Consider the following 24,809-nt stretch of genomic DNA (forward strand, 5'->3'; position numbering starts at 1 on the left):
TTTTTGGGCACTATTGCCACAATACAATCGCGCACAACAGGCTGCATTGTCGCGCGTTCAAAGCCCTGTTGACAAGCACAGAGACAACACCAATTGAGCACAGAAGCTATTACAGCACGCCTTTGGTCGAGGGAATCATACCGACCATGCGGGCATCGCGTTCAACAGCCATGCGCAAGGCACGGCCAAACGCTTTGAATGCTGTCTCGGCCTGGTGGTGCGCATTGATGCCTTTGAGGTTGTCAATATGCACCGTCGCCAACGCATGGTTGGCAAAGCCTTGGAAGAATTCATAGGTCAGCTGGGTGTCAAACTGTCCCACCATGGCGCTGGTAAACGCGATATCAAACGACAAGCCAGGTCGGCCAGACAAGTCAATCACGGCGCGGCTGAGCGCTTCATCCAGCGGCACATAGGCGTGGCCATAGCGGCGCAGGCCTTTTTTATCGCCCACAGCCTGGGCTATCGCCTGGCCAATCGCGATCCCCACATCTTCTACCGTGTGGTGCCCGTCAATGTGCAAGTCACCATCGCAGTGCACATCCAGGTCGATCAGGCCATGGCGGGCGATCTGGTCAAGCATATGGTCAAAAAAGCCAATGCCTGTGTGCAAATTAGCCACACCGCTGCCATCGAGATTGACGCGCACATGGATGCGCGTTTCTGCCGTGTGGCGATTCACCTCGGCAATACGGTCGGCTTTATCGGTTCCTTGCGTGGGGACTAAGGCGGAAGAGGTCATTCAATGGGTCTTTAACTCAGGGGCGATTGATCAAGTATTGGCTGCATTGTAAGCACCAATGCCAAGCCGGTAGCGAATGCGCGATCAAATATAGGCCTTCTGTACGTGATCTGCTGCCATGAGATTTTTTTGGGATAGTCAAAAAACTCTATGTTTCGCCATTCTGCCATTAGGATTTACTACAGTATGATATGCAGCGTTTTAGGGTCTGCGCATGACGCCTGCTTTGGCTGGACTGTAATGGGTGTTGGTAGGGGACACAACGCAGACTATAAACACAGACAGCAGCATCTACGGCGGCTGTCACGCCTTGCCCTGTCAGATTTTCCAAACAAGCAACATTTACTCTCAAAAATCGCTGTTTCTGTCGCCACATCAATAAAGACGCCACAGCCCTTTTTAGAGGCCGACAAGCCCGCTCTTTGCTCGCCCAAGGCATTGCATTCATTATTTCAATCTGGAGAAAACATGAAAAAAACCGCTCTCTTCTTGGCCGTTGCACTGGCACTGGCTGCCTGCTCCAACAAAGACGAACCAGCAAGCCCTAAAGCGGCTGCAGCAGCAGACATTCCGCTGTCGTTCGCGCCCGTAAACACCGCTTTTGCCATGGGCAATTTCGAGCCTGCACCACAGTCGTATATCGATGCGATTTCGCCAATGCTCGATTCGATGAAGGCCGGTTTTGTGCAATCGCTCGACCGTGCCAAGGAAGTAGCAGCAGACGAAGCACCTGAGCAAGAGCTGACCAAAATCAACGCCTTGATCGACCTGTTCAAGGAGCGCCTGCAAAAACCAGACACCCTGGCCAGCATGGGCATCAAGCTCAATGGCCTGCAAGCGGCCTATGAAGTCAGCGGCGCACCGGTGCTGCGCCTGGAGCTGGCCGACCCAGCGCTGTTCACAAGCTTTGTTGCCGAAGTCGAGACCCGCGCCGGTGAAAAACTGCCAACAGCCGAACTCAATGGCCAGGCCTACTGGCACTTGCCATTGGGCGACAAGGCAGCAGAAACCACTACCGCCATCAAGCCACGCTTGGTCGCGGCAATTGTGGGCAAGCAACTGGTTGTCGCATTCGACCCACAAATCGCTGAATTGCCATTGGCACAGCTGATTGGTCTGGAGCGCCCAGCCAAGTCGTTTGTCGATGGCGGCGAATTGCAAGCCATCAACAAACAATATGGCTACCAAAACTACGGCAGCAACGGCGTAGTGGATCTGCGCCGCGTTGTCGGCCTGTTCGCTCCAGCTGAAGGCAGCACCACCTGGCTGAGCAAAGTGGCTCAAGAAAATGGCAATACGCTGTCGGCTGTTTGCCGCACCGAGTTCCTGTCAATTGCTGACAAGGCCCCACGTTTTGTGTTGGGTGCCAAAGAAATCACCGCCAAGAAATTCGACATGGGCGGCGTGCTGGAAGTCGAGAGCAAGCTCGCTGGCGAGCTGAAAAAAATCACCGCTCCTGTACCAGGCCTGGGCACCGACACAACCGGCGTGGAATTTGGCATGAGCTTGAAAGTCGACCAATTGGCCGGTTTCCTGCAAGCCCAAGCGGCCGCTGTGCAAGCAGCGCCCTACCAGTGCGAACAGCTGCAACCGCTGAACGAACAAATGGCTGAGCTGACACAAAACCTGGCCGGTTTGTACGCTGCAGCTGGCTGGCTGACAGGCGCGCGCGCCAGCCTGAGCGAGTTTGACATTGAAAACCAAATTGTCAAAGGCACTGTCGTGCTGGCCTCGCCCAACCCGATGGGTCTGATTGGCATGGCACAAGGTTTCTTGCCAGAGCTGGGCCAGTTGGGTCTGACACCAGACGGCAAGGCCAAAGAGCTGCAATCACCAATGGTTGCTGGCACGATGGGACCAGATAGCCAAGTCTGGGTTGCGATGAACGACAAGGCCGTTGGCCTGGGCATTGGTGCAGGCACCCAGGCAGCCGTTGAAGCGGCAATCAAAGCCAGCCCAGCCAACCCTGAGCCACTGCTGTACTACGGCTTCAGCGGCCAGAGCTACCTGAAGATGACTGGCGGCCTGGACGAAGATACCTTGGCACAAGCGGCTGAAAGCGATGCAGAGGCAGCGGCCAATTACGTGATGTGGCCCGTGCTGCAAAGCGCGATGAATTTCTACAAATCGGTGGACTTTGTCAGCATGTCTTACTTGCTGACCGACCGTGGCGTGGAAATGAAACAAACCATGACACTGAAATAAGCCCTGCATAGCCAGTTTGGCTCCCTGCCAAAGCCGCTTTGACTGCGCTCAGCCAAAGCGGCTTTTTTTCATACCCAGCGTGTCTGTCGCACGCAGCAACAATCACCCAAAGGCCCTTCGCAGTGAAACACCTCCTCATCCCCACCACATTGGCTGCCGCCTTGGCACTGGCTGGCTGCGCCAGCCTCGGCGGCGCCAGCAGTCCGGCACAATCGCCATTGGCTTACGCGCCAGTTGGCAGTGCTTTCGTATTTGGCAATTTGACTGCGCCGCCCAAAGAATATGCTGAGCTCAATGCCCGTTGGTACCAGCATATCAATACCGGCATTGTGCAAAGTTTGGAGCGTTTTGAGCAAATCAGTGCAGAAATCTTTCAAGACCCCAATGCACGCCAGCGCGCCAATGCTTTTGCCCAGGTTCTGAGTGAGCAACTGAGCCAACCAGAAGGCTTGGCCACGCTGGGGCTGAATGTGAATGCACGCGTGGCTTTGTATGAAGTCAATGCCTTGCCGGTCCTGCGCATGGAGCTGGACGACACAACGCGTTTCAACAACTTTATCAAAGCCGTAGAAACCAAAGCTGGCGAGCCATTTGCACGTTCCGAAGTCGATGGCCAAGCGTTCTGGCACTCCGCCTCTCCAGCCGATGCGGATGCGATGGTCAGTCCTCGCTTCGTCGTGGCCATCGTCGGCAAGCACCTGGTGTTGACCGCCGATAGCCAACACGCCGACACACCGCTGCTGGCCCAGCTGGGTGTGAAAAAACCAGCGCAATCGGTGGTCGATACGGGGGTTATCGAAGCCTTGAACACCCAGTACGGCTTCCAGCCCGGCATGGCTTCTGGCTACATCGACTTGCAGCGCGTGCTGACACTGGCCACCGATGCCGAGCAAACCCAGCCCTGGATTGCCGGTTTGCTGCATGACGCGGATGCGCCTTTGAGTGCCAGTTGCCAGTCCGAATTGGGCGCAATTGTCGCCAAGGCTCCACGCATTGTGGGTGGCGCAACGCAGTTGCTCCAACCTGACCTGAAGATCAATGTCATTTGGGAACTTGAGCCCAACCTGGCCAAAGACTGGAGCACACTGCCTGCGCCAGTGCAAGGCCTCGACAACCAAACCCGCGGCAATGTAGTATTTGGTGCTGGCGTCAACCTCAGCGCCACAGCCGCCTTTTTGCAAAAGCAAGCTGCAGCCATCGCGGCCCAACCCTACGAGTGTGAGCTGCTTGAGCCCCTCAATGCATTGGCAGCCGAGGCCAATTCGGGCATTGCCGCCTTGTATGCCGCCTCCAGCTGGGTGCAGGGCTTCCGCGCCCAATTCAGCACCATTGATCCGAAGACCGAAGATGTGACTGGCAGCTTGCTGCTGGCGTCACCCAATCCAGTCGGCTTGGTCGGCATGGCACAAGGCTTCATGCCCGAACTGGGCAAACTGGGCTTGGTGGTGGGCGGCCCCGCCATGCCACTGGCGGTGTCTGAGAGCGCCCTATTCAGCGGCTGGGACCAGCCCGCCTGGGCCATTGTGGGCAAGAATTCCTTAGGTGTGGCCGTGGGCGCGAATGAAAAGGCCCAATTGGAGCAAGACATCCAGGCGCCGATGCCTGCAGTGCCGCCTCTGATGTATTTTGGCATCACTGGCCAAGCCTTTGCAGCGCTTATGAATACATACGAAGAGCATGAAGTGCCCCTAATCACGGACAGCCCATGGGAGCGGTGGTACAACTTTCTGGCCTGGCCAATAAGCGTCTCCTACAACGAACTCTACCAAGAAGTGGATTACATGGATGCACAGTGGCTTGCCACCGAACGCGGTCTTGAATTCCCGCAGACCACCGTGTTCAAGCCCCAGCCAGCCAAGGCAAAATAAAGCGTGAAGCGGCGGTGCGCCAACACCGCCAAAACCAATTAAAAAGCCCACCGACAACCATTGTCAGTGGGCTTTTTCTTGCCTGCGACAGCACGTTGCAATCAATGCTGCAGACGCCAATCGCCAAGCTAACAGAGGGTTTTAATGCGACAAGGCAGCTTCAGCCGATGGCTGCGCCACCTCTTTGGTACGCGGCCCAGGCACGCGCGCACGCGCAAACAGCAAATACACAGTGGGCACGACAAAAATGGTCAATAAGGTACCAATCGTCATGCCACCCACAATCACCCAACCGATTTGCACACGGCTCTCGGCACCAGCACCTGTGGCCAAGGCCAATGGCATAGCGCCCAGTACCATCGCACCTGTGGTCATCAAAATCGGACGCAAACGCTGGCGCGCAGCCTCGACCACGGCTTGCACACGCTCTGTGCCTTGCTGGCGCATCTGGTTGGCAAACTCCACGATCAAAATACCGTGCTTGGTAATCAGGCCGACCAAAGTGATCAGGCCAATTTGCGAGTACACGTTCATCGTTCCGCCGCTCCATTTGAGCGCCAGCAAGGCCCCCGCCATCGACATAGGCACCGACACCATGATCACGAGTGGGTCCACAAAACTCTCAAACTGCGCAGCCAACACCAAATAAATGAATACCAAAGCCAGCGCAAACACCAAAGTCAGCGCGCCTTGCGAGCTGCGGTACTCCCTGGAGGTGCCGTTCAAGTCGGTGGCGTAACCCACTGGCAAAACCCGGGCGGCGACCTCGTCCATGAAATCCAAGGCCTCACCCAGAGAATGGCCAGGATTGATACGCGCAGTCAAGGTCGCAGAACGCCGCTGGCCAAAGTGGTTGAGTTCGCGCGGACTGGCAGTTTCTGTCAACGTCACGACGGCCGACAGCGGCACCATGGCGCCAGAGCTTGAACGCAGATGGATTTGTTCAATGCTTTGCGGCGTCATGCGATCGCCAGCGGCCACCTGAACCATCACATCGTATTGCTCAGAACCTTTTTTATACCGCGTCACGACCCGGCTGCCGAGCATGGTCTCCAAGGTCCGTGCCACGGTCGATGCGCTAACGCCCAGATCTGCGGCCCGCTCCCGGTCCACCTGAATGCGCAGCTCGGGCGTGTTCATGCGCAAATCCACATCAGGCCCGTCAATCGCCGGGTGGGTCGCCATCTCCTGCATGAATTCCTGCACCACCGCATACAGGTCTTCGTAACTTTCATTGGTCAAAATCACAAACTGCAAAGGCCGCGAATTCATGCCCATGCCCAGCGGCGGCGGGGTATTGAGAATGGTGTAGACGCCGGGAATATCACGCACCTCGCGGCCAATTTCACTCGACAAGTCATTCACACTGCGGCTGCGCTCAGCCCAGTCCACCGTGCGCAGCATGACATTGCCATTGACCACAGACGGGTAGCCAATGTTGGCAAACACCGTGTCGAACTCTGGGTACTTTTTGGCCAACTCTTCGGCTTGGCGTGCGTAGCTGTCGGTGTACTCCAGCGAAGCACCATCGGGCGCCGTCATGCGCAGCTGCAAGGTACCACGGTCCTCCATCGGCGCCAGCTCCGATGGAATGCGCGGATACAGCCAAACCAGCAGCACGCTGCAACCCAGCATCACCAGTAGTACCAAGCTGCGCGCTTGCAGCACGACTCCCCAGGCGCCACGCACCCTGGCCGTCAATGTCCAGCGCAATAAACGGGCGTAATTATCCGACAAGCCATTGAGCGAGCGCTCCATCAAGCGGTCAAAACGGTTCGGTTGTGGATTGTGCTTGAGCAATACCGAGCACAGCATCGGCGAGAGCGTCAGCGCCACCACCCCTGAAATCAGCACAGCACCTGCCAAAGCCAGCGCAAATTCGGCAAACAAGCGGCCGGTGCGCCCCGGAGTAAAGGCCAGCGGCGCATACACCGCAACCAAGGTCATGGTCATCGCAACAATCGCAAAACCGATTTCTTTCGCTCCCACAATGGCTGCGGCAAACGGCTCCATGCCCTCCTCGATGTGGCGGTAGATGTTCTCGAGCATCACAATCGCATCATCAACGACCAAGCCAATCGCCAATACCATCGCCAACAAGGTCAGCGTATTGATGGTAAAGCCCGCCAACGACATCAAGGCAAAAGCACCAATCAAACTCACTGGAATCGTGATGATCGGGATGATCGAGGCGCGCAGCGTACGCAAAAACACAAAAATCACCAACACCACCAACACCACCGCTTCGACAATGGTGGTGTAGACACTGGCAATCGAGCGCTCAATGAACACCGAGCTGTCATTGGCAATCGAGACTTGCACATCTTCGGGCAATTCCTGGCGCAAAACCTCAAGTTGGGCGCGCACACCAGCCGAGACATCCAATGGGTTGGCGGTTGCCTGGCGCACGATGCCCATCGAGACTGAGTCGACGCCATTAAAACGCACACGGCTGCGCAAGTTGGCAGCGCCCTCTTCAATCCGCGCCACATCCTTCAGACGCACGGCATACCCTTGCACAGTCTTGATGACGATATTGGCAAACTGCTCAACGCTGGCCAGATCGGTCTGTGAGACTACATTGAATTCGCGTTGCGCCGACTCGATACGCCCGGCTGGCAGCTCCAGATTATTGGCGCGGATCGCGGCCTCTACCTCATCCACCGTCAGGCCGTAAGCGGCCAGGCGCTGGGGCTCGAGCCAAATGCGCATCGCATAGTCGCGCGAGCCGTAAATGGGCGTATCAGCCACGCCAGGCACGGTTTGCAAGCGGGGCTTGGCAATCCGGATCATCAAATCATTGATCTCCAACTGGTTGCGGCTGTCTGAACTGAACGCCAGCCAGAGCACAGGAAACGCATCAGCCTCGACCTTGGCAATGACCGGCTCGTCTATTTCGTCTGGCAGCCGGTTGCGCACGCGCGAGACGCGGTCGCGCACCTCAGCTGCGGCGGTATCGGGGTCTTTGGCCAACAAAAACCGCACTGTGATCTGGGCCTGCTCGGCCCGGCTGATCGAGCTGATCACATCGACACTGTCAATGCCTGCAATCGAGTCCTCCAGGGGCTTGGCCACCTGGGTCTCAATCACCTCAGCCGACGCACCCGCGTATTTGACCCGCACGGTCACCACAGGCTCGTCGATTTGTGGGTACTCACGCACCGTCAGGGTGTAAAAACTGACCATGCCAATCAGCACAATCAGCAGCGACAGCACAGTGGCAAAGACCGGGCGGCGAATCGAGGTTTCTGAGATTTGCATCGCGACTGCTCCGGGCTTTAAGGCCGCACGCCAGCAGCCAAGGCCTGCGGATGGGCAGCTGCGCCAGTGACATCCTCTGGCTCGACAATGGGTACGGCCTTGGGTTGCTCCAGGCCTTCTACCGTCTCATCCGCAGCTTCTGCACCGATGGGTTTTAGCGGCGTTGCATCCTGCGGGTTACTCCATGCCAGCAATGCGCGCTGGTCAGAGCGGTTGATGCGGTGCTGGCCAGCGGTCATGATGACATCTCCGGCCTCCAAACCTGAGCGTATTTCCACCAAACCCGGCTCGCGCAAGCCCAGCTCAACCGGCACACGCTCACTGCGGTAGAGCGCATTGTCGGGCAGCTCGGAGGGGTCCTTGCCGGCATCGGCTTCTTGCCAGGGCGTCAGGCGAATCACGGCAGCGCCCTTGGCATCGACCAGCAAGGCCTGCTCGGGCACCATCACAGCGTGGTTGCGTTCTGCCAATATCAAATTGACGCGGGCAAACATGCCTGGGCGCAGGCGTTGCTCGGTATTGGGCAGGCTGGCGCGCAAGGCAATCGAGCGGCCTTGCGCATCAATCAACGGATCGATTGCGATGACTGTTGCGGCAAAGCGCTCTTGCGGCCAGGCATCAAACTCCAATTCAATGGTTTGGCCAGTCTGCACGGCCGAGCTCAAGCGCTCAGGCAGTCTGAAGTCGACATAGAGCACCTGCAAATCCTGCAGTTGAACCAAAGGATCACCTTCGCGCAAGTAATCGCCCAGATTCACATTGCCAATCCCTGCGGTCGCATTGAATGGCGCAATAATGCGCAGCCGCTGCAGTTGGGTTTGCGCCAGCGCGCGGCGCGCTTGTGTGACTTTCAAATTGGCCGCCGACTCATCCAAGGCGGCTTTGCTGATAAAGCCCTTACCCACCAATTCCCGGCTGCGCTCGAACTGCGCTTGTGCCAGTGCCAGCTCAGCTTCGACTTGCGCAAGCTGGGCGCGCTCGAGCTGGTCATCGAGTTGCAGCAAGACCTGGCCTTTACGCACGTGCTGGCCGTCTTTGAAGTTCAGCGCAGTAACGCGGCCACTGGCCTCTGGCCGCAGAGTCGTGCTTTGTCTGGACAGCAGATTGCCTACGGCCTGCACGCTATCGCGCACGGTTTGCGCGCGCGCGCGTGACACCTCAATCAATGCCGGCGGCGGCTGTGCGCTGTCGGCTGAAGCGGAACCCGCAGGCGCTGTGCCTGCTGCCGCTGCGGGCTTGGGCGCTAGAAATACGTTGCTGCGGTGTTGCTGTAGCCACCAAGCGCCCGCCACGGTGGCCGCGATTACGCCTAGCAAAAAGACCTTGGTTGCTGCTCGCATGACTTACCCTTACCCATTCATCCGTATAAAACATGTCCAGTCCGTACGTGTCTGACAAGCCCAATCAGCATGGCTGCTCAGGCTTTCAGGTCAAACCGGCTCAACCAATGCAATACATTCAAGCAGGGCCTGCAGCGACAGACGGAAACACCACACCTTAGTGATTTTCCGTGGCAGAGATAAGAAATTATTAAAGGTTTACCTAATATTTACGCAATTTGATGATTAAAGCCAATAATTAGTCAATTTTTTGCAAATTCGGGCCACACCGTTGGCCCATCCGACCTTAATCACCAGTCGGCAATTCTGGGCCGACACGCTCAGGTGCCCACAGCCAAGTGCCTCGCCCGCTGGCCTTGGCGGCATACAAAGCCTGATCTGCGCGGTGAAACAGCGAATCCCAGTCAAGCGCTTGCTCAGGAAATTGGCACACGCCCATGCAAGCCTGAATATGCAACACCTCGCCTTCAATCTGAATCGCACGGTGCAGATTGTGCGCAATGCGTGCGCAAACGGTTGCCACGGTTTCCGCATTACCGGGGCGGCGCAGCATCACCACAAACTCATCGCCCCCCAGGCGGCAGACCAAATCACGGTCGCGCACGGTTTTTGTCAAACGCTCGCCCAGTCGGCGCAACAAGGCGTCGCCAGCCGTGTGCCCCAAGCGGTCATTGATTGGCTTGAAGCCATCCAGATCAATCAAGACCAAGGCCACAGAATGCTTTTCAGGCCAAATCTCGCGCTCCCACCACTCTTTGAGCGCTCGGCGATTGGCCAAGCCTGTCAGCGGGTCCTTGTACGCATATTCACGCAATAGTTGGTGGTTTTGGCGAATCGAGGTGATGTCCATGTAAGTCATGACCAACAATTGCTGGTCATGCAGCACCTTGCCATTTTGCAAAATGGTTTTGAACTCGTCCTCGCCGCTCCAAATATCCAGCTCTCTGCCAGGCAGCGCCGTACACCGCTGGCCGACCTGCGCGGCCGCATCCACCCAGGTTTGCCGCAGTTGCTCTCGCTGCACGTCAAAACGCATCGTCTCTTCCAACAACTGGTCAAGACTGGTAAACCTGCCCTTTGGGTAGCCAAAGATCTGATCAAACGCAGGATTGCTAAACAGCACTTGCCCCTCTGGCAACTGCACCCACAGCACCCCAATGGGCATGGCGCACATGACCTGCTCAAGATGGGGCAGCACGTACTTCAGCGGCAAAGACATGCTGGCGGCAGAGTCAGTCTCTGAGGAAATTACCGTCATATAGATTGTTCCCCCAGTAACAACACAAACGCATAACTTCCGACGAAAGTCAGGCACCACTTGCAACCACAACGCTTGCTCATTGCAAGAGAGGTCAGAAAGTCCCTCGCAAACCGATGCCAGACAAGCAGGTTTGAAGTGCAATTTTTTTGCGTAAAAAATCGCGATTAATCATTCCACTTGCATTTGCTTCTCGTCGCCTCAGCCAAGGCCTCAACGTCATCCATCTGCTCGTTTTTTAAGCGATTAAATAAAAGAGGCGAAGCATAGTCGATACGTATTTCAAATGCAAGTACTTGTTATTTGAATCTAATTCTGTTTCAGCCAAAAACAACCTGGCGATGCTCTCAGCGCCTGTTCAACATCTGCGCGGTGGTGATGAACAGGCTTTAATGCCAGCGTTGCTTAACCCGCAATGCGCTGGCGCAAGGCCTCATACAGACACACGCCACTGGCGACCGAGACGTTCAAGCTCTCAACAGCCCCCATCATCGGAATATTGACCAACTCGTCACAGGTCTTTTTGGTCAATTGGCGCATGCCCGGTCCTTCAGCGCCCAACACCAGCGCTGTGGGTGTGGTCAGATTGACTTGGTAGACCGTCTTAGGCGCATCTTCGCTGGTACCAATGACCCAGATATTGCGCTCTTTGAGCTCGCCCAAAGTGCGCGCCAAATTGGTCACCATGAAATAAGGCACGGTCTCGGCCGCGCCACTGGCGACCTTGGCCACCGTTGCATTGATGCCAGCCGCATGGTCCTTGGGCGCAATCACCGCATGGGCACCAGCGCCATCGGCCACACGCAAACAAGCCCCTAAATTGTGCGGATCGGTCACGCCATCGAGCACCAGTAGCAACGGAGGCACGCTCAGGCCATCGAGCAAATCGTCCAGGCTGCGCGCCACTGCCAGCTCTTTGACACGGGCGGCAACACCTTGGTGACCGTGGCTGCCGGCCAACTTCGCAATGCGGGTGCTATCGGCCTCAATCAGACGCACCTCAGCCTCTTTGGCACGCATCAGAAACTGTTTCATACGGGCATCACGGCGTCCCGAGTCAAACAACACTTCGATCACGGAGTCGGGCGCGGTCTTGATTCGCACGGAGACGGCATGGAAGCCGAATAAAACTTTGTTTTCAGACATAAATCAACCAGAGAGGGAGATGGCGGGCAGGCGATGCCTGCGGCGCCGAGCAATCAAAAAGAAAAAACAAGCCCCGCACAACGGCGCTTGTAGGAACTGGGCGTGGACAAGGCAGGCACTATAGACGCAAGCGCCTGTTCAATGGGCCTGTTGACAATTTTTCAGCGAAACAAGCATAGCACTAAGCGTTTTGGCAAACACGCAGTATTTCTGCGCCATAGGCATCGAGCTTTTTCTGCCCTACGCCAGAAATTTGGCTCAAAGCCCCCAAGCCCGCAGGATTCTCAGCGGCAATGCTGATCAAGGTCGCATCATTGAACACCACAAACGCGGGCAATTGATTTTGCTGGGCCACTTCACGGCGCCAGGCTTTGAGGGCGTCGAGCCGGCTGCGCGCCTCAGGCCCCAAAGACTCCAGCGCAGCTGAAGCAGGACGGCGCCCTGTCGATGTCGCCGTTTTGCGCATCCGGCCACGCCCGCTCGCAGCCACACGCTCAGACTCACGCAGGAAAACCTGAGCTTGCCCACTCAGCAAGGTTTTGGCCGCAGGGCCTAAACGCATGGTGTTAAAGGCCTGGGCATCGGCCACCACGGCATCGCGTGCGACCAGCTGGCGCACCACCGCGCCCCACTGCTGCTGGCTCAAACCCTCGCCAATGCCAAACGTGCTCAAACTCTGGTGCTCGTACTGCTGTACTTTGTCGGTCATTTTGCCGCGCAAAATATCAATCAAATGGCCGGCGCCAAAGTGCATATCGCTTTTTTGTTGCACGCGGTATATGCAGCTGAGAAACATCAGCGCGGCCTTGGTTGCATCCCAGGTCTTCGGTGGGTTCAGACAGTTGTCGCAGTTGCCGCAAGGCTTGGAAGGCTCATCGAAATACGCCAGCAGCCGCACACGCCGGCAATCGGTGGTCTCGGCCATTGCCAGCAAGGCATCGAGCTTGGTGCGCATGACCTGGCGATAGGCTTCGCTGGCCTGGCTTTGCGGATCATCGATCATGCGCCGCTGGTTGACCACATCGGCCAGGCCATAAGCCATCCAAGCGTCAGCGGCTTGGCCATCGCGCCCGGCGCGACCAGTTTCCTGGTAGTAGCCCTCGATGTTTTTGGGCATGTCCAAGTGCGCGACAAAGCGCACATCGGGCTTGTCGATGCCCATGCCAAACGCAATCGTGGCAGTCATCACCAAACCTTCTTCGCGCAAAAACCGGTCTTGGTGCAATTGCCGCATCTCGGCCGGCAGGCCCGCATGGTAGGGCAAGGCATTAATGCCCTGCTCTACCAACCACTGGGCGGTTTCCTCGACTTTTTTACGGCTTTGGCAATACACAATGCCTGCGTCGTCAGGATGTTCGTCTTCAATAAAGCGCAGCAATTGCTTGCGTGGGTCGGTTTTCTCCACCACCTGGTAACAAATATTGGGACGGTCAAAGCTGCTGACATACACCTGCGCCTCTTGCAGCTGCAAGCGCTCAATGATGTCTTCGCGTGTCACCGCATCGGCCGTGGCGGTGAGCGCCATGCGTGGCACCTGCGGGTAGCGCTGGTGCAGCAGCGCCAACTGGCGGTATTCGGGGCGGAAGTCATGGCCCCACTGGCTCACGCAATGGGCTTCATCAATCGCAAACAGCGCCAGCTGGCCCTTGCTGGCCAAATGGTCCAAAAAATCCAAAAAATGGGGGGTCGTGATGCGCTCTGGCGCAGCATACAGCAGCGTGGTTTCACCATTTCTGGCGCGTTGCTGCACCGCCTGCACCTGCGCATAGTCCAGCGCCGAATGCAGGCAATCGGCGGCCACGCCAACCTCTTGCAAAGCCCGCACCTGGTCATACATCAAGGCGATCAAGGGCGAGACGACCACCGTCAAGCCTTGGCCATTGCTGCGTCTGGCAATCGCCGGAATTTGGTAGCACAGCGACTTGCCGCCGCCAGTGGGCATCAGCACCAGCGCGTCATCACCAGCAATCGCGCCGCTGACAATATCAGCCTGCAAGCCTCGAAAGCGGGGATAGCCAAAAACTTGCTGCAGGATCTGCAGCGCTTGTTGAGAAGAATTCACAAAAAACCGAATGCAATAAAGCGCTGGAGATTCCCAAGCGCACTTTTAAATCATACAAATAAAGCCCGTGCAGCCTCTGGCAGGGCCGACAGGGCAAGCGCAGCCACGGAGCTGGCAATCAATGCGCGCGCGCAGCCTTGGACCGAACGGCTGCCTGCCCACGCACCATAACGGCAGCTATCATAGTCCTTCATGATGGCCCTTGATGCATTCTGGTCGCCGCCGCCAGCAGCATCTGCAGCGCCTGCACCAGGTGGGGGCAATCATGGCGCATAATCTCATGGCCTGTTTCGCGCATCCTGGAGACATCCTCTGCGCGCAGGCACATTCGCAAACTATCTCGGTTGCAGGTCTGCACGGATGTAGCGATGGCATGGCTCATAGCAGCAGTGCGTCCGTGCATTCAATTCAGCGCTCAACCGCCCTCGAACGCATTGCACAAGGACGACTGCAGCCATGACTTATCTCGCGACGCTCGAGTCCATCGTCATCCCTATGATTGCCCCCGTGGCACGGACCTGCGCCCACATCACCCACGGCCGTCTTGCCGCAAGCAGCAGCCACCTGTCGGACTTGCCCACCCGTTGGCGTGTATTTGGCACGCGCAAACATCGGCTTCAACCTGGCCTGCATCGCCATGGGCATATGCGCTGGCGCAGCCTTACGAAAAAAAGCGGGCATTGAACGTTTATGGCGCAATGCACGTGCCGCCTCAATCCTGGCGCCGACCTCGGATCTCCTACCTGCGCCCATTGGCACAGCACTCTGCGATGCCGAGGCAGAACAACAGGCACCGTCTTAAGAGCCTGTTCACAACCGCTACGCAATCCGCGGAGTGATTTTGAGCAAGCTCATCAACCATCTCCCACGCAGCATGCATGCCTGGCATGCCCCCTCAACCACACTGACTACGATGCACACCTCTGCTTATATTCTTGGCGCCGTCGCCTACGCCCCCAAAGTCATCACGATCTGGGAAGGCTTTAAAACCTATTTGGCCGAGCGCGACTTTGCCATCGACTTCATTCTGTACTCCAACTACGAAACCCAAGCCGAGGCGATGATTGCTGGCGACATCCAATTCGCCTGGAACTCGCCACTGGCCTGGGTGCGCACCGAGCGCCTGGCCCGCGCGCAAGGCCGGCAAGCGGGCGTGGTCGTGATGCGTGACACCGATATCGACCTGCAATCGGTGCTGGTAGTTAAAGCCGAGAGTGCTCTCAACAACCTGGCCGATTTACGCGGCCAGACCGTGGGGTTTGGAGCAATCGACTCACCACAAGCCACGCTGATTCCGCTGGACCATATGCAGCATGTCGGCGGCCTGCAACCCCATAAGGACTTCAGCGTACGCCGCTTTGATGTGCTGGGCGGCAAACATGGCGACCACATCGGTGGTGAACGTCTGGCCGCAGCGGCCATGCTCAAAGGCGAGATTGCCGCCAGCTGGATGATTGCCAAGAACTACAGGGCTTTTGCCAACGAAGGCCTGCTGCCAGCAGGCGCAACACGTGTGCTGGACTCTACCGGTTTGTACGACCACTGCATTATGAGCGCAGCACCTGGTGTGGATGCGGCCGTCAGCCAGCGCTTTGGCGATTTGCTGCTGGCGATGGACTGGAATGATCCACCAGTGCGCGCCTTACTCGAACTCGAAGGTCTCAAGCAATGGCAGCCCGCGCGCACAGAAGGCTTTGCACTGCTGGAACGTGCAGCGACTGAACAAGGTTTCTACGATGAACAAGGCCGCATTGTTGCCCAAGACTATCGCTATTGAATCGCTGGGCTTTGATGCGGGCGCACATTTGCTGGTCAAACATGCTTTGACCGGCTTGGCCCCAGGCCAAAGTCTGCGCGTCACCAGCCAAGTACCAGGCTGGCAAGCCTTGCTTGCCGCATGGGCGCGCAGCCAGGGTCACCCACTGCAGTGGGAGCCGGGGCAGCAAGCGGCTTTGCTGCAAACAGGCAGCGCAGAAGCCGGCCGATGGCGCGATGCAGCCCACACCGGCCATGCCAACCCCAGACTGGACGGCGCGGTACTGGAACACGCACCAGCCGGTTGGGGACTGGCTGCACGCGGCGCGCGCGTCGAAGCCGGCGGGCCGCAATGGCATTTTCAACTCGACCACAAACAAGACTTCTGGACCGACAGCGCCGCCGACCTCTACGCCCAGGCCGTGCAAGCACAATGGAATCCGGATACCGCGCTGGACTGGGATGTGGTGCTGGACCACCCGCCTGAAATCGAAGCGGCCGTCGTACAAGTCATGACCTATATGATCGAGAACGAAAATGCGGCCTTGCTGGTGCCGGCGCGTTTTCTGGGCCAGCTGCATCCGCACTACCGCGAAATGCAAGCGGCGCTGGCCATGCAAGTGGCCGATGAAGCCCGCCATATCGAGGTGTTCACGCGCCGCGTACGACTGGGTGGCTCAGAGCCTGCACTGTCCACCGCAGGTGGGCAAACCTCACTCAAAAGCCTGCTAGACGAGCCTGATTTTTCGATTGCCAGCTTCTTGCTGTCGGTGCTGGGTGAGGGCACGTTCGTTAACCTCTTGCAGTTTTTGCAGGCCTACGCGCCCGACCCCCTGACGCGTGCAATGTGCCGTTTGGCCGCGCGCGATGAAGCTCGCCACGTCGCCTTAGGCATGTCTCACCTGCTTTACCGCTTGCACAGCGAGCCCGCATTGCGCAGCCGCTTGGCGCAAGCCGTTGAAGCACGCCACGACCTACTGGCCGGCAGTGCAGGTCTGAACGAAGAAGTGTTTGACTCGCTGATTCTGATTGGCGCTGGCGCGCTGGCCCCGGCTGCAATCCACACAGGTTTTGAACGTGTGCAGCAGCTGGTGCGCGACATGGGCGATGGCCGTTTTACGCGCCTATTGCGGCTTGGCTTTGAGCGCGACGAAGCCGAGCGCCTGTCTGCGCTGCACACCCGCAACTTCATGTGAACACCCAAAAAATGGATAGACGACGATGACTGTTTTAGAGCAACTCGAACCCATCATGCGCGAGCTGATCGCACCGCAAGCCATGCACACCGACCGCAGCGCCAGCTACCCGCGCGACGCGCTGCAGGCGTTGGGCCAAGCTGGTTTATTGGGACTGATCAGCAACCCCACAGTCGGCGGCTTGGGCCACGGCTTACCAGAGGCCGTGCAAGTGGTCGAGCGCATTGCCCAGGACTGCCCCTGCACGGCGATGGTGCTGACGATGCATTACTGCGGCACAGCCTACATCGAACCACTGGGCCCGCTGGCGGTCCGCCAGGCGATTGCAGCGGGCGAGCACATCACGACGCTGGCCGTATCCGAGACCGCCACGCGCAGCCACATCTGGGCAATGACCAGTGAAGCCGCAGCGCAAAGCGATGGGCGCGTGCTGATCTCCGGTGAAAAAAGCATGATTACCTCTGCTGGCCAGGCCGACTCCTACGTCTGGACCACGCGTGCGATGCAGGGTCAAGGCAATACCTTGTGGCTGCTGAACGCCAAAGACGCCGGCTTTAGCGTGCCACGCCCCTTCGATGGCCTGGGTCTGCGTGGCAACTACTCGGCCCCAATCAGCGCCCAGCAAGTGCCAACCAGCTTGGCCAGCCGCTTGGGCGAAGATGGCCAGGCCGAGCCGCTCAAAGCCCAGTACCTGATGCCGTATTTCGCCACCTTGATTGCCACGACCTCCATCGGCTTGATGCAAGGCATTTTGCGCCGCGCGATTGCCCATATCACTGCCAGCCGATTTGCCGAAAGCGGCAGCGCGCTGGCCGATCTGCCCACAATCCGCGCTTATTTGGCCAAAGCCCAACTCAAGGCCGAGCAGGCCCGCTTGCTGCGCGACGACACTGTGGCCGCGGTGCTGGCAGCGCGTGCAGACAAAGGCATGCGGCTGCTACAAGTCAAAGCCGCCGCCGCAGAGGCGGCGCTGGAAGTGTCTGATACGGCGATGCGCATATGTGGAGGCGCGGCGTTTCGCAAAGAACTGGGCATTGAGCGCTTGTTCCGCGATGCCCGCGCCGCCTGCGTGATGGCGCCAACCAGCGATGTGCTGTTTGACAAGATCGGCACGCTGCTGTGTGATAGTCCCACCTCTTGATTGCACGCTATGAACTCTACCCCCTCCTCCAACGCATCCTCCCCACGCCTGACCTCGCTATCGCACGGCGGTGGCTGCGGCTGCAAAATCGCCCCCGGCGTGCTCAGCAGCCTGCTGGCCCAAAGCAGCCTGCCCAAAGCCTTTTACGAACACCTGTTAGTCGGCACCGAAACCGCCGACGATGCTGCGGTCTACCAAATCAACGAACAACAGGCGATTGTCGCAACCACCGACTTTTTCATGCCCATCGTCGACGATCCGTTTGACTTTGGCCGCATCGCCGCCACCAATGCCTTGTCTGATATTTACGCCATGGGCGCAACGCCCTTGTTTGCACTGGCCATTGTTGGCATGCCAATCAATGTGCTGCCGCACACCGTGATTGCGAAGATCCTCGAAGGCGGTGAGTCAGTCTGCCGCGATGCCGGCATTCCGCTCGCAGGTGGGCATTCCATCGATTCGGTGGAACCCATTTATGGACTGGTAGGCATTGGCATCGTCAACCCGGCCCAGCTCAAACGCAATGCCAGCGCCCAGGCTGGCGATGTACTGATTCTAGGCAAACCGCTGGGTGTAGGCATTTTGTCTGCGGCCTTGAAAAAGAACATTCTGGATGAAGCAGGCTACGCCGCAATGATCGCAGCCACCACCCAGCTCAACCGTCCAGGCAGCAGCCTTGCTGGGCTCGAAGGGGTGCACGCGCTCACCGACGTCACCGGCTTTGGCCTGCTGGGCCACAGCCTGGAGCTGGCACGCGGCGCAGGCCTGACGGCAGAAATCGACAGCACCGCCTTGCGCCTGCTGCCACAGGTGCTTGAGCTCGCAGAACAAGGCATCATCACTGGCGCGTCTGGCCGCAACTGGCAGTCGTATGGCAGCCAGGTCGAGCTGTCAGCCCGTATTCAACGAGAAGGCAGTGGTGCAACCCAGGGCATTTTGACCGACCCGCAAACCTCGGGTGGACTGCTGGTGGCCTGCGCGCCAGAAGCGGCTCAGCACGTCTTGGAACTCTTTGCACAGCAAGGTTTTCAAGATGCCGCTATCGTCGGGCGCATGGTGGCAGGAGATGCCAAGGTCGTGGTGCGATAAACTGCACCCCGCTCTTAGCTCTCAGCCCCCAATTGCATAAAGCCATGCAAGCCGGTCCGGCTTGCTTTCCTATTTCTTCAAGGAGTCACCATGAAATTGACGAGTCAAAGCATTCAAGACGGCCAGCCGATTGCTGGCGAGTTCGCGTTTGCCGTGCCCGATGCTAGCAACCACGTCGCGCTGTCGAGCAACCGCAACCCGCACCTGGCTTGGAGCGATGTGCCGGCTGGCACGCAATCGTTTGTCGTGGTCTGCCATGACCCTGATGTACCCAGCAAAGGCGATGACGTCAACCAAGAAGGCAAAACCGTGCCCGCCGATTTGCCCCGCGTTGATTTCTACCACTGGCTGCTATTGGATATTCCAGCTGCGACCACCGAAATCCAAGCTGGCAGCCAGGCAGATGGTGTAATTGCTCGCGGCAAAAGTGGTCCTGCAGCGCCGCATGGCCTGCGCCACGGCATCAATGACTACACCGGCTGGTTTGCCGGCGATGCGCAAATGGGTGGCCAGTATTTTGGCTACGACGGTCCTTGCCCACCATGGAACGACTCGATCGTGCACCGCTATATTTTCACCGTCTACGCGCTGGCCACACCTACGCTGCAGGTTGAAGGCGAGCTCAACGGCGCCAATGTCAAAGCCGCATTGGCCAAAGCCCAGGTGCTGGGCCAGGCCAGCATCACTGGCACTTACAGCCTCAATACCGCACTGTAAGTTCTATAGTGTGTAGCGCACCGCCCGTGGTGCGCGCACCAGCCCCCACAATTGCAAACCTGCTGTTTTGGCCACTTGAATCGCCAACGACGTGGGGGCAGAAATCGTCGCCAACAAGGGAATGCCCAAGCGCGAGCATTTGCGCACCAGCTCATAGCTGGCGCGGCTGGACATCACGACAAACCCCTCATCTGGCCAAGGCTGGCCATGCAAGCCCAGCGCCCGCTCAGGGTGCGAAGCACGTGCAGCCAAAGCCTGCGCACGCGCGCCCAACAGCTTGTCCAAGGCATTGTGGCGGCCCACATCTTCATATACCGCAATCAATTCACCCTCCGGGCTGGCGAAGCCTGCGGCGTGCACGGCCCCAGTCGCCTTGTTCAAATGCTGCTGCGCTGGCATCGCAGCCATGGCCTTGAACAGCGTTAGAACATCGACCTGCGCCAACCAAGCGGGGCGTTGCTGCTGGGGTGGCAGCATATCCAAGGCCTGCAAATTGTCGATACCGCAGACGCCACAACCGGATCTCCCAGCCAAGCTGCGGCGCTGCTCTTTCAAGCGCATAAAGGCACTGCTGGCAATCTCCAGCCGCACTTCCACAGCAGGCAAATCGGGAGCGGTGAACACCGGCGCTGCGGCATGGGCTGGCGCGCATGCATCAACCGTCACCAGTTCCATGTCATAACAATCGGCGGCGCGGTCGATGATGCCTTCACTCAGAGCAAAACCCAGGGCCATTGCAGGCAGGTCTTGCGGCGTGCACATCATCACCGCATGCGAAATGCCGTTGAATACCAAGGCCACCGGCACTTCAGCCACCACCTGGTCGTCCTGCCAGTCTGCAACCTGGCCTTGCACCGAGCGCTGCACTGGCACAGTGTCCAACGCAGTAGGCAGCACAATGTCGGATTCGTCAAAAAAAATGGGCATAGTGTGGGCGTGCAATCGTCACAAACAAGCGGCTATTGTGTGCACAAACAGCGCTTGGGGTGGGCAAAAAAACCAGAGATCGGATGTAGCCCAATCCTGCAGATCAACGTGCGTGCAGCAAGATGAAGTCGGCAATCACCGCAGGTGCATTCAAAGGCAACCAGTGCAAGGCCGCTGGTGCCGCATCGGGCTTGGCGACATCGCTGGCCACCGCCAAGCAATCAAAGTCGGCTTGGGCAAACAAAGGCGTTTGGCCAAGTTCTGGACGAAACACTTCGAGTCTGGCCATTGCATCGTGCTTGAAACCTTCGATCAAGGTCAAGTCGGCAGGCGCGAGGCGGCTGAGCTGCTCGGCCAAGCTAGGCTGGGGCTGCTCACGCAGCTCGTGCACGATGGCAAAACGGTAGGGTGAGCTGACCATGACTTCCTGCGCGCCAGCGGCACGAAAACGCGCACTGTCTTTGCCCGGCGGCTCCAAGGTGATGTCGTGGTGGCTGTGTTTGATGACGTTGACGCGCAGGCCCTTGGCAATGAAGATGGGCAACAGAGCTTCCAGCAAGGTGGTTTTGCCGCTGCCAGAGCGGCCTGCCAAGCCAAATACTTTCTGAGTCACAGCGCTTAGCCCCCAGTTTGGGACATGAAGCGCACAACTTGCGCACGCTTGCTGTTGAACTCATGGCGCTCGGGCTTAGCGGCGATGCCCGCCTTGATCGCAGCAACCAGCTCTGCGTCGTTGGCGCCCTGGCGCAACATGCGGCCCAGCGGCACGCTGTTTTCCTGGCCAAGGCACAAATGCAAAGTGCCATCAACGGTCAAACGCACACGGTTGCAGGTTTCGCAAAAATGCTGCGACATCGGCGTGATCACGCCCAGGACGGGTGCGCCGCTTTGGCCTGAAGTCCAGTAACGGGCCGGACCGCTGTCGCTGGTATCCAAGGACGGCACCAAGTGGTAGCGCTGCGCAATCACGGCGCCCATGTGCGTCAGATTCGCATGCTGGAATTGCTGGCCGGTGCTGCCAATGGGCATGTTCTCGATCAGGCGCAAAATAAAGCCGTTGTCCAAGGTGAACTGCAGCAGTTGCTCAATATCGTCTGGCGGCGTTTGGGCATTGACCACGCAGTTGAGCTTGATCGGCGCAAAACCCACTTCGCGCGCCGCCTGCAAGCCTTGCAGCACATCGGCCAACACATCGCGGCCCGTGATTTCGGCAAAGCGCGCAGCATCCAAGGAGTCCAAGCTGACATTGAGGCGTTGGACACCCGCCTCTTTCAAACTGGCCGCATGGCGGGCCAAGGTCGTCGCATTGGTGGACAGCGATAAATCCCGCACCTGCGGCATTGCCGTGATGCGCGCAGCCAAATCGGCCACGCCTTTGCGCATCAATGGCTCGCCGCCCGTCAAGCGCACTTTGCACACGCCCAACTGCACAAACAAGCCAATCACACGGGCCATTTCGGCGTGGCTGAGCCAATGCGCGGGCTCCTCAAAACCCTTAAAGCCCTTGGGCATGCAATAATTGCAGCGCAAATCACAGCGGTCGGTGACAGACACACGCAGATAGCTGATCTTGCGACCATAGCTGTCTATCATTGACTGGGTGTGGTGAGCTGTCATACAAAAACCGTGTGGGACTCTTATCAGAGCTGCAGTGTAACTGCGACTGCTCTAGTATTCTTATATGGGGTGTCAAACCCATAAGTCAAGCATGACTTACGCTCAGGCCCCAGCGATGCTCGCACTGGCCTAGCCGGCACGCACGACCTCATACAAAAACAATTCTCCCGCCCCACAGCCCCGAGTTTTCATGCATTCTTCACAAGCCCTGGTTCCATTACTGGATGCAGCCCTGCCGCAAACGCAATGCACGCGCTGCGGCTACCCGGATTGCCACGCGTATGCAAAGGCGATCGCGTTTGAGCACGCACCAATCAACCAATGCCCTCCGGGTGGTGCTGAAGGGGTAGCGCGATTGGCCGCGCTGACCCAGCGGCCGATTGAGCCTGTCAACCCAGACAACGGCATCGAAGGCCCGCGCGCGATGGCCATCATTGATGAGCAGTGGTGCATTGGCTGCACGCTATGCGTCAAGGCCTGCCCGGTCGATGCGATTGTGGGCGCCAACAAAACCATGCACACCGTGCTGGAGGCGGCTTGTACCGGCTGCGAGCTGTGCATTCCCGTCTGCCCCATCGATTGCATCAGCCTGGAGCCGATCACCGGCAGCGCCAGCGGTTGGCAAGCTTGGAGTGATGCGCAGGCCCAAGAAGCGCTCAGCCGCTATGTGCAGCGGGCCGACCGTTTAGGCCTGACCGTAGGCGCGCAGCAAGCACCGCTGCACCAGCGTCGCCAACGCATACGAGACGCGGCAGATGTCGTCAGTGTGATAACGCCTACGGCATCGGACTCTACAGCCCATGCGAATCCGGCTGGCGCTTCGGCCCAGCCTGACAACACGGCTGCAGGCAGCGCGGCAACACCAGGCAAAGCCGCGTTATTGGCAGATATTTTGAAAAAAGCGCAAGCCAAACGGCGCCAATAAACCACGGCAAACCACAGCCATCTTTGCCCAGATGCGCGGGCTAGATCGACTGCAGCGCCCCAGCCATCAAACCGGTCATCACCAAACCGAGCTGCCAGCGCTGCAACTTCGGCCAGCTGATGCTGCCGCGTTCCGTCCATGCGTGCAGCACGCCGCCTGCCGCAATAGAAAGCAAGACCGCAGCCACCACTCCCAGGCAGTTGGCCAGCACATCACCGGGCCACAGACTGTGTACGCTGGCATTGACCAACAGACAGACAGGAAAGTGAATTAAAAAAATGGAGTACGAGCGCTGGCCTATCCAAGTCAGTGGCTGTAGAGGCCAATGGCGCAAGGCCGTGGGCCAGCGCAAATAGGGCAGTAAGACCAGCACCCCGGCACTGGCGACAGCCAGCGCAATGCGGTCACGCCAGTCCAGCCACAGCGCAGTGGCGCCAAGCACAGCGATCATCGCCACCCACAGAAGACGTTGCTGGCGCTGTGCGCTGTGCACACTCCACCAAGCCATCATGCCCAGGCCATAAGCGCCGAAAAAGTACAAGGCCCAGATGTCCCAATCGCTGTTGCGGTTCCACAAGCACAAAGACAGGGCCGTGGCCACAACAATGCCCACCTGCCCCAAGCCTGACCAGTAGCGCTGGTGTTTGCACCAATACAACCACAGCAGGCACAGTGCATAGAGCTGAAAGTCAATCGCCACATACCAAACACCGGCCGACAGCGATTCATAGCCAGCGATGCTGTGCAACAGCAGCATGTGCGCAATCACACTGTCCCAAGTTGGAGTCGCCGAGACGGAGTCGTGCTCGAAGCCCATCTCGCGCACCAACTCATTGACGATGATGGCAATCACCAGTGCAGCAGAATAAGGCAGGCTCAAGCGCACAAAGCGTTTGCTGAGCGTGGGCAAGAATGGCAGGTCTTTGGCAATCCCTTGGGGCGCAAGTGCGGCAGCTGCCCAATAGCCGCCCACCACCAGAAAAACCTGCACCGTCATGCGGGCATACTCATCCAGCCACGCCATCAAACCGGGCAGATAGGGCTGCAAGACGTCAGCCATAGGGCCATAAAATACCAAGTGGTGGCACACAATCAAAAGGCATGCGACGGCCTTGATATGGTCCAAGGCGGTGTTTCTGGAACGCATAAAAGTCGACAGCCTCTTGCGCAGTTGTAAATGAATAGCGAAAGCTTTGCACTGAGCCACGTCCAGGCAGCCTGGCTGCCTGCACGTTGCAACACCCCGTGCACATGCCCACCAATGTGTGAGATACAGAGCAATACCGGCGTCACGCCAAACACATGCTGAGCAGGCGCAACCACAAGGCACTGGTGCTGTCTATAACGCCACAACTAACAAATTGTTGACAAAAACATCATTTTTTGTATCCACCCTAGCGAAGCTGCGCGAATGCCAGGTAAGACTTGTGTAAGTCGACCATCGCCATCATGGCTGGCCAACACCCTCTTGAGGAACGCATCGCATGCCAAGCAACACCGCGTTGCGGTCACCACATCGCACCGCAAGCACCAGCCATACCAGGCGCGCAACACCCCCAC

18 protein-coding genes are annotated in these 24,809 nt (G+C 58.2%); 8 read left to right on the forward strand and 10 right to left on the reverse strand.

The genetic code is table 11. The features are described 5' to 3' along the window. Positions 1-109 precede the first annotated feature (109 nt). Positions 110-742, reverse strand: coding sequence for an imidazoleglycerol-phosphate dehydratase HisB (gene hisB, locus E8K88_RS01645; protein ID WP_136404911.1), 633 nt, complete (start codon positions 740-742; stop codon positions 110-112). 468 nt (positions 743-1,210) lie between these two features. Between hisB and E8K88_RS01650 the strand changes: the two genes are divergently transcribed. Next, positions 1,211-2,947 (forward strand): hypothetical protein, encoded by a 1,737-nt coding sequence (locus tag E8K88_RS01650; RefSeq protein WP_136404912.1) that lies wholly within the window; start codon positions 1,211-1,213, stop codon positions 2,945-2,947. Between the two features lie 122 nt (positions 2,948-3,069). After that, positions 3,070-4,815 carry a hypothetical protein gene (locus E8K88_RS01655; RefSeq protein WP_136404913.1) on the forward strand — a complete coding sequence of 582 codons (1,746 nt, stop codon included), beginning with the start codon at positions 3,070-3,072 and terminating at the stop codon, positions 4,813-4,815. Between the two features lie 141 nt (positions 4,816-4,956). Here E8K88_RS01655 and E8K88_RS01660 read toward each other — a convergent pair whose 3' ends face one another. From E8K88_RS01660 to recQ, 5 genes are all read right to left on the reverse strand, one after another. Further along, a complete protein-coding gene (locus E8K88_RS01660; protein WP_136404914.1) occupies positions 4,957-8,076 on the reverse strand; it encodes an efflux RND transporter permease subunit in 3,120 nt (1,039 codons plus the stop codon). Positions 8,077-8,093: 17 nt separating this feature from the next. Continuing rightward, a complete protein-coding gene (locus E8K88_RS01665; protein ID WP_136404915.1) occupies positions 8,094-9,416 on the reverse strand; it encodes an efflux RND transporter periplasmic adaptor subunit in 1,323 nt (440 codons plus the stop codon). Positions 9,417-9,702: 286 nt separating this feature from the next. Beyond that, complete coding sequence (locus E8K88_RS01670; RefSeq protein ID WP_136404916.1) at positions 9,703-10,674, reverse strand: GGDEF domain-containing protein; 972 nt, start codon at positions 10,672-10,674, stop codon at positions 9,703-9,705. 405 nt (positions 10,675-11,079) lie between these two features. Next, entirely contained in the window at positions 11,080-11,820 is a 741-nt protein-coding gene (gene rlmB / locus E8K88_RS01675) for a 23S rRNA (guanosine(2251)-2'-O)-methyltransferase RlmB (protein ID WP_136404917.1), read from the reverse strand. Positions 11,821-12,001: 181 nt separating this feature from the next. After that, entirely contained in the window at positions 12,002-13,882 is a 1,881-nt protein-coding gene (gene recQ, locus E8K88_RS01680) for a DNA helicase RecQ (RefSeq protein WP_240754264.1), read from the reverse strand. A 913-nt stretch (positions 13,883-14,795) separates the two neighbouring features. Here recQ and E8K88_RS01685 point away from each other — a divergent pair. The 5 genes from E8K88_RS01685 to E8K88_RS01705 all read left to right on the forward strand — a co-directional run bounded on the left by E8K88_RS01685 (position 14,796) and on the right by E8K88_RS01705 (position 19,780). Continuing rightward, positions 14,796-15,659 carry a phosphate/phosphite/phosphonate ABC transporter substrate-binding protein gene (locus E8K88_RS01685; protein ID WP_136404918.1) on the forward strand — a complete coding sequence of 288 codons (864 nt, stop codon included), beginning with the start codon at positions 14,796-14,798 and terminating at the stop codon, positions 15,657-15,659. Then, entirely contained in the window at positions 15,619-16,833 is a 1,215-nt protein-coding gene (locus tag E8K88_RS01690; RefSeq protein ID WP_136404919.1) for a ferritin-like domain-containing protein, read from the forward strand. The genes E8K88_RS01685 and E8K88_RS01690 overlap by 41 nt, the downstream gene beginning before the upstream one ends. Before the next feature lie 25 nt (positions 16,834-16,858). Further along, positions 16,859-17,974, forward strand: coding sequence for an acyl-CoA dehydrogenase family protein (locus E8K88_RS01695; RefSeq protein ID WP_240754265.1), 1,116 nt, complete (start codon positions 16,859-16,861; stop codon positions 17,972-17,974). Between the two features lie 9 nt (positions 17,975-17,983). Continuing rightward, a complete protein-coding gene (gene selD / locus E8K88_RS01700; protein ID WP_136404920.1) occupies positions 17,984-19,063 on the forward strand; it encodes a selenide, water dikinase SelD in 1,080 nt (359 codons plus the stop codon). A gap of 90 nt (positions 19,064-19,153) precedes the next feature. Beyond that, entirely contained in the window at positions 19,154-19,780 is a 627-nt protein-coding gene (locus E8K88_RS01705) for a YbhB/YbcL family Raf kinase inhibitor-like protein (RefSeq protein WP_136404921.1), read from the forward strand. Between the two features lie 3 nt (positions 19,781-19,783). On the opposite strand, the gene E8K88_RS01710 is transcribed toward E8K88_RS01705, so the two are convergent. The 3 genes from E8K88_RS01710 to moaA form a co-directional block, all read right to left on the reverse strand. Further along, entirely contained in the window at positions 19,784-20,707 is a 924-nt protein-coding gene (locus E8K88_RS01710; RefSeq protein ID WP_136404922.1) for a formate dehydrogenase accessory sulfurtransferase FdhD, read from the reverse strand. A 103-nt stretch (positions 20,708-20,810) separates the two neighbouring features. Beyond that, positions 20,811-21,320 (reverse strand): molybdopterin-guanine dinucleotide biosynthesis protein B, encoded by a 510-nt coding sequence (mobB, locus tag E8K88_RS01715; protein WP_136404923.1) that lies wholly within the window; start codon positions 21,318-21,320, stop codon positions 20,811-20,813. A 5-nt stretch (positions 21,321-21,325) separates the two neighbouring features. Next, a complete protein-coding gene (gene moaA, locus E8K88_RS01720; protein ID WP_136404924.1) occupies positions 21,326-22,324 on the reverse strand; it encodes a GTP 3',8-cyclase MoaA in 999 nt (332 codons plus the stop codon). A gap of 190 nt (positions 22,325-22,514) precedes the next feature. Here moaA and E8K88_RS01725 point away from each other — a divergent pair, with 190 nt between their 5' ends. Then, the gene (locus E8K88_RS01725) at positions 22,515-23,249 is read left to right on the forward strand and encodes an RnfABCDGE type electron transport complex subunit B (protein WP_136404925.1); all 735 of its coding nucleotides are present in this window, start codon (positions 22,515-22,517) and stop codon (positions 23,247-23,249) included. A gap of 40 nt (positions 23,250-23,289) precedes the next feature. On the opposite strand, the gene E8K88_RS01730 is transcribed toward E8K88_RS01725, so the two are convergent. Continuing rightward, positions 23,290-24,396, reverse strand: coding sequence for an acyltransferase family protein (locus E8K88_RS01730; RefSeq protein ID WP_136404926.1), 1,107 nt, complete (start codon positions 24,394-24,396; stop codon positions 23,290-23,292). Positions 24,397-24,809 lie beyond the last annotated feature (413 nt).

The sequence above is a fragment of the Lampropedia aestuarii genome (genome assembly GCF_004803635.1).
Classification (GTDB): domain Bacteria; phylum Pseudomonadota; class Gammaproteobacteria; order Burkholderiales; family Burkholderiaceae_C; genus Lampropedia; species Lampropedia aestuarii.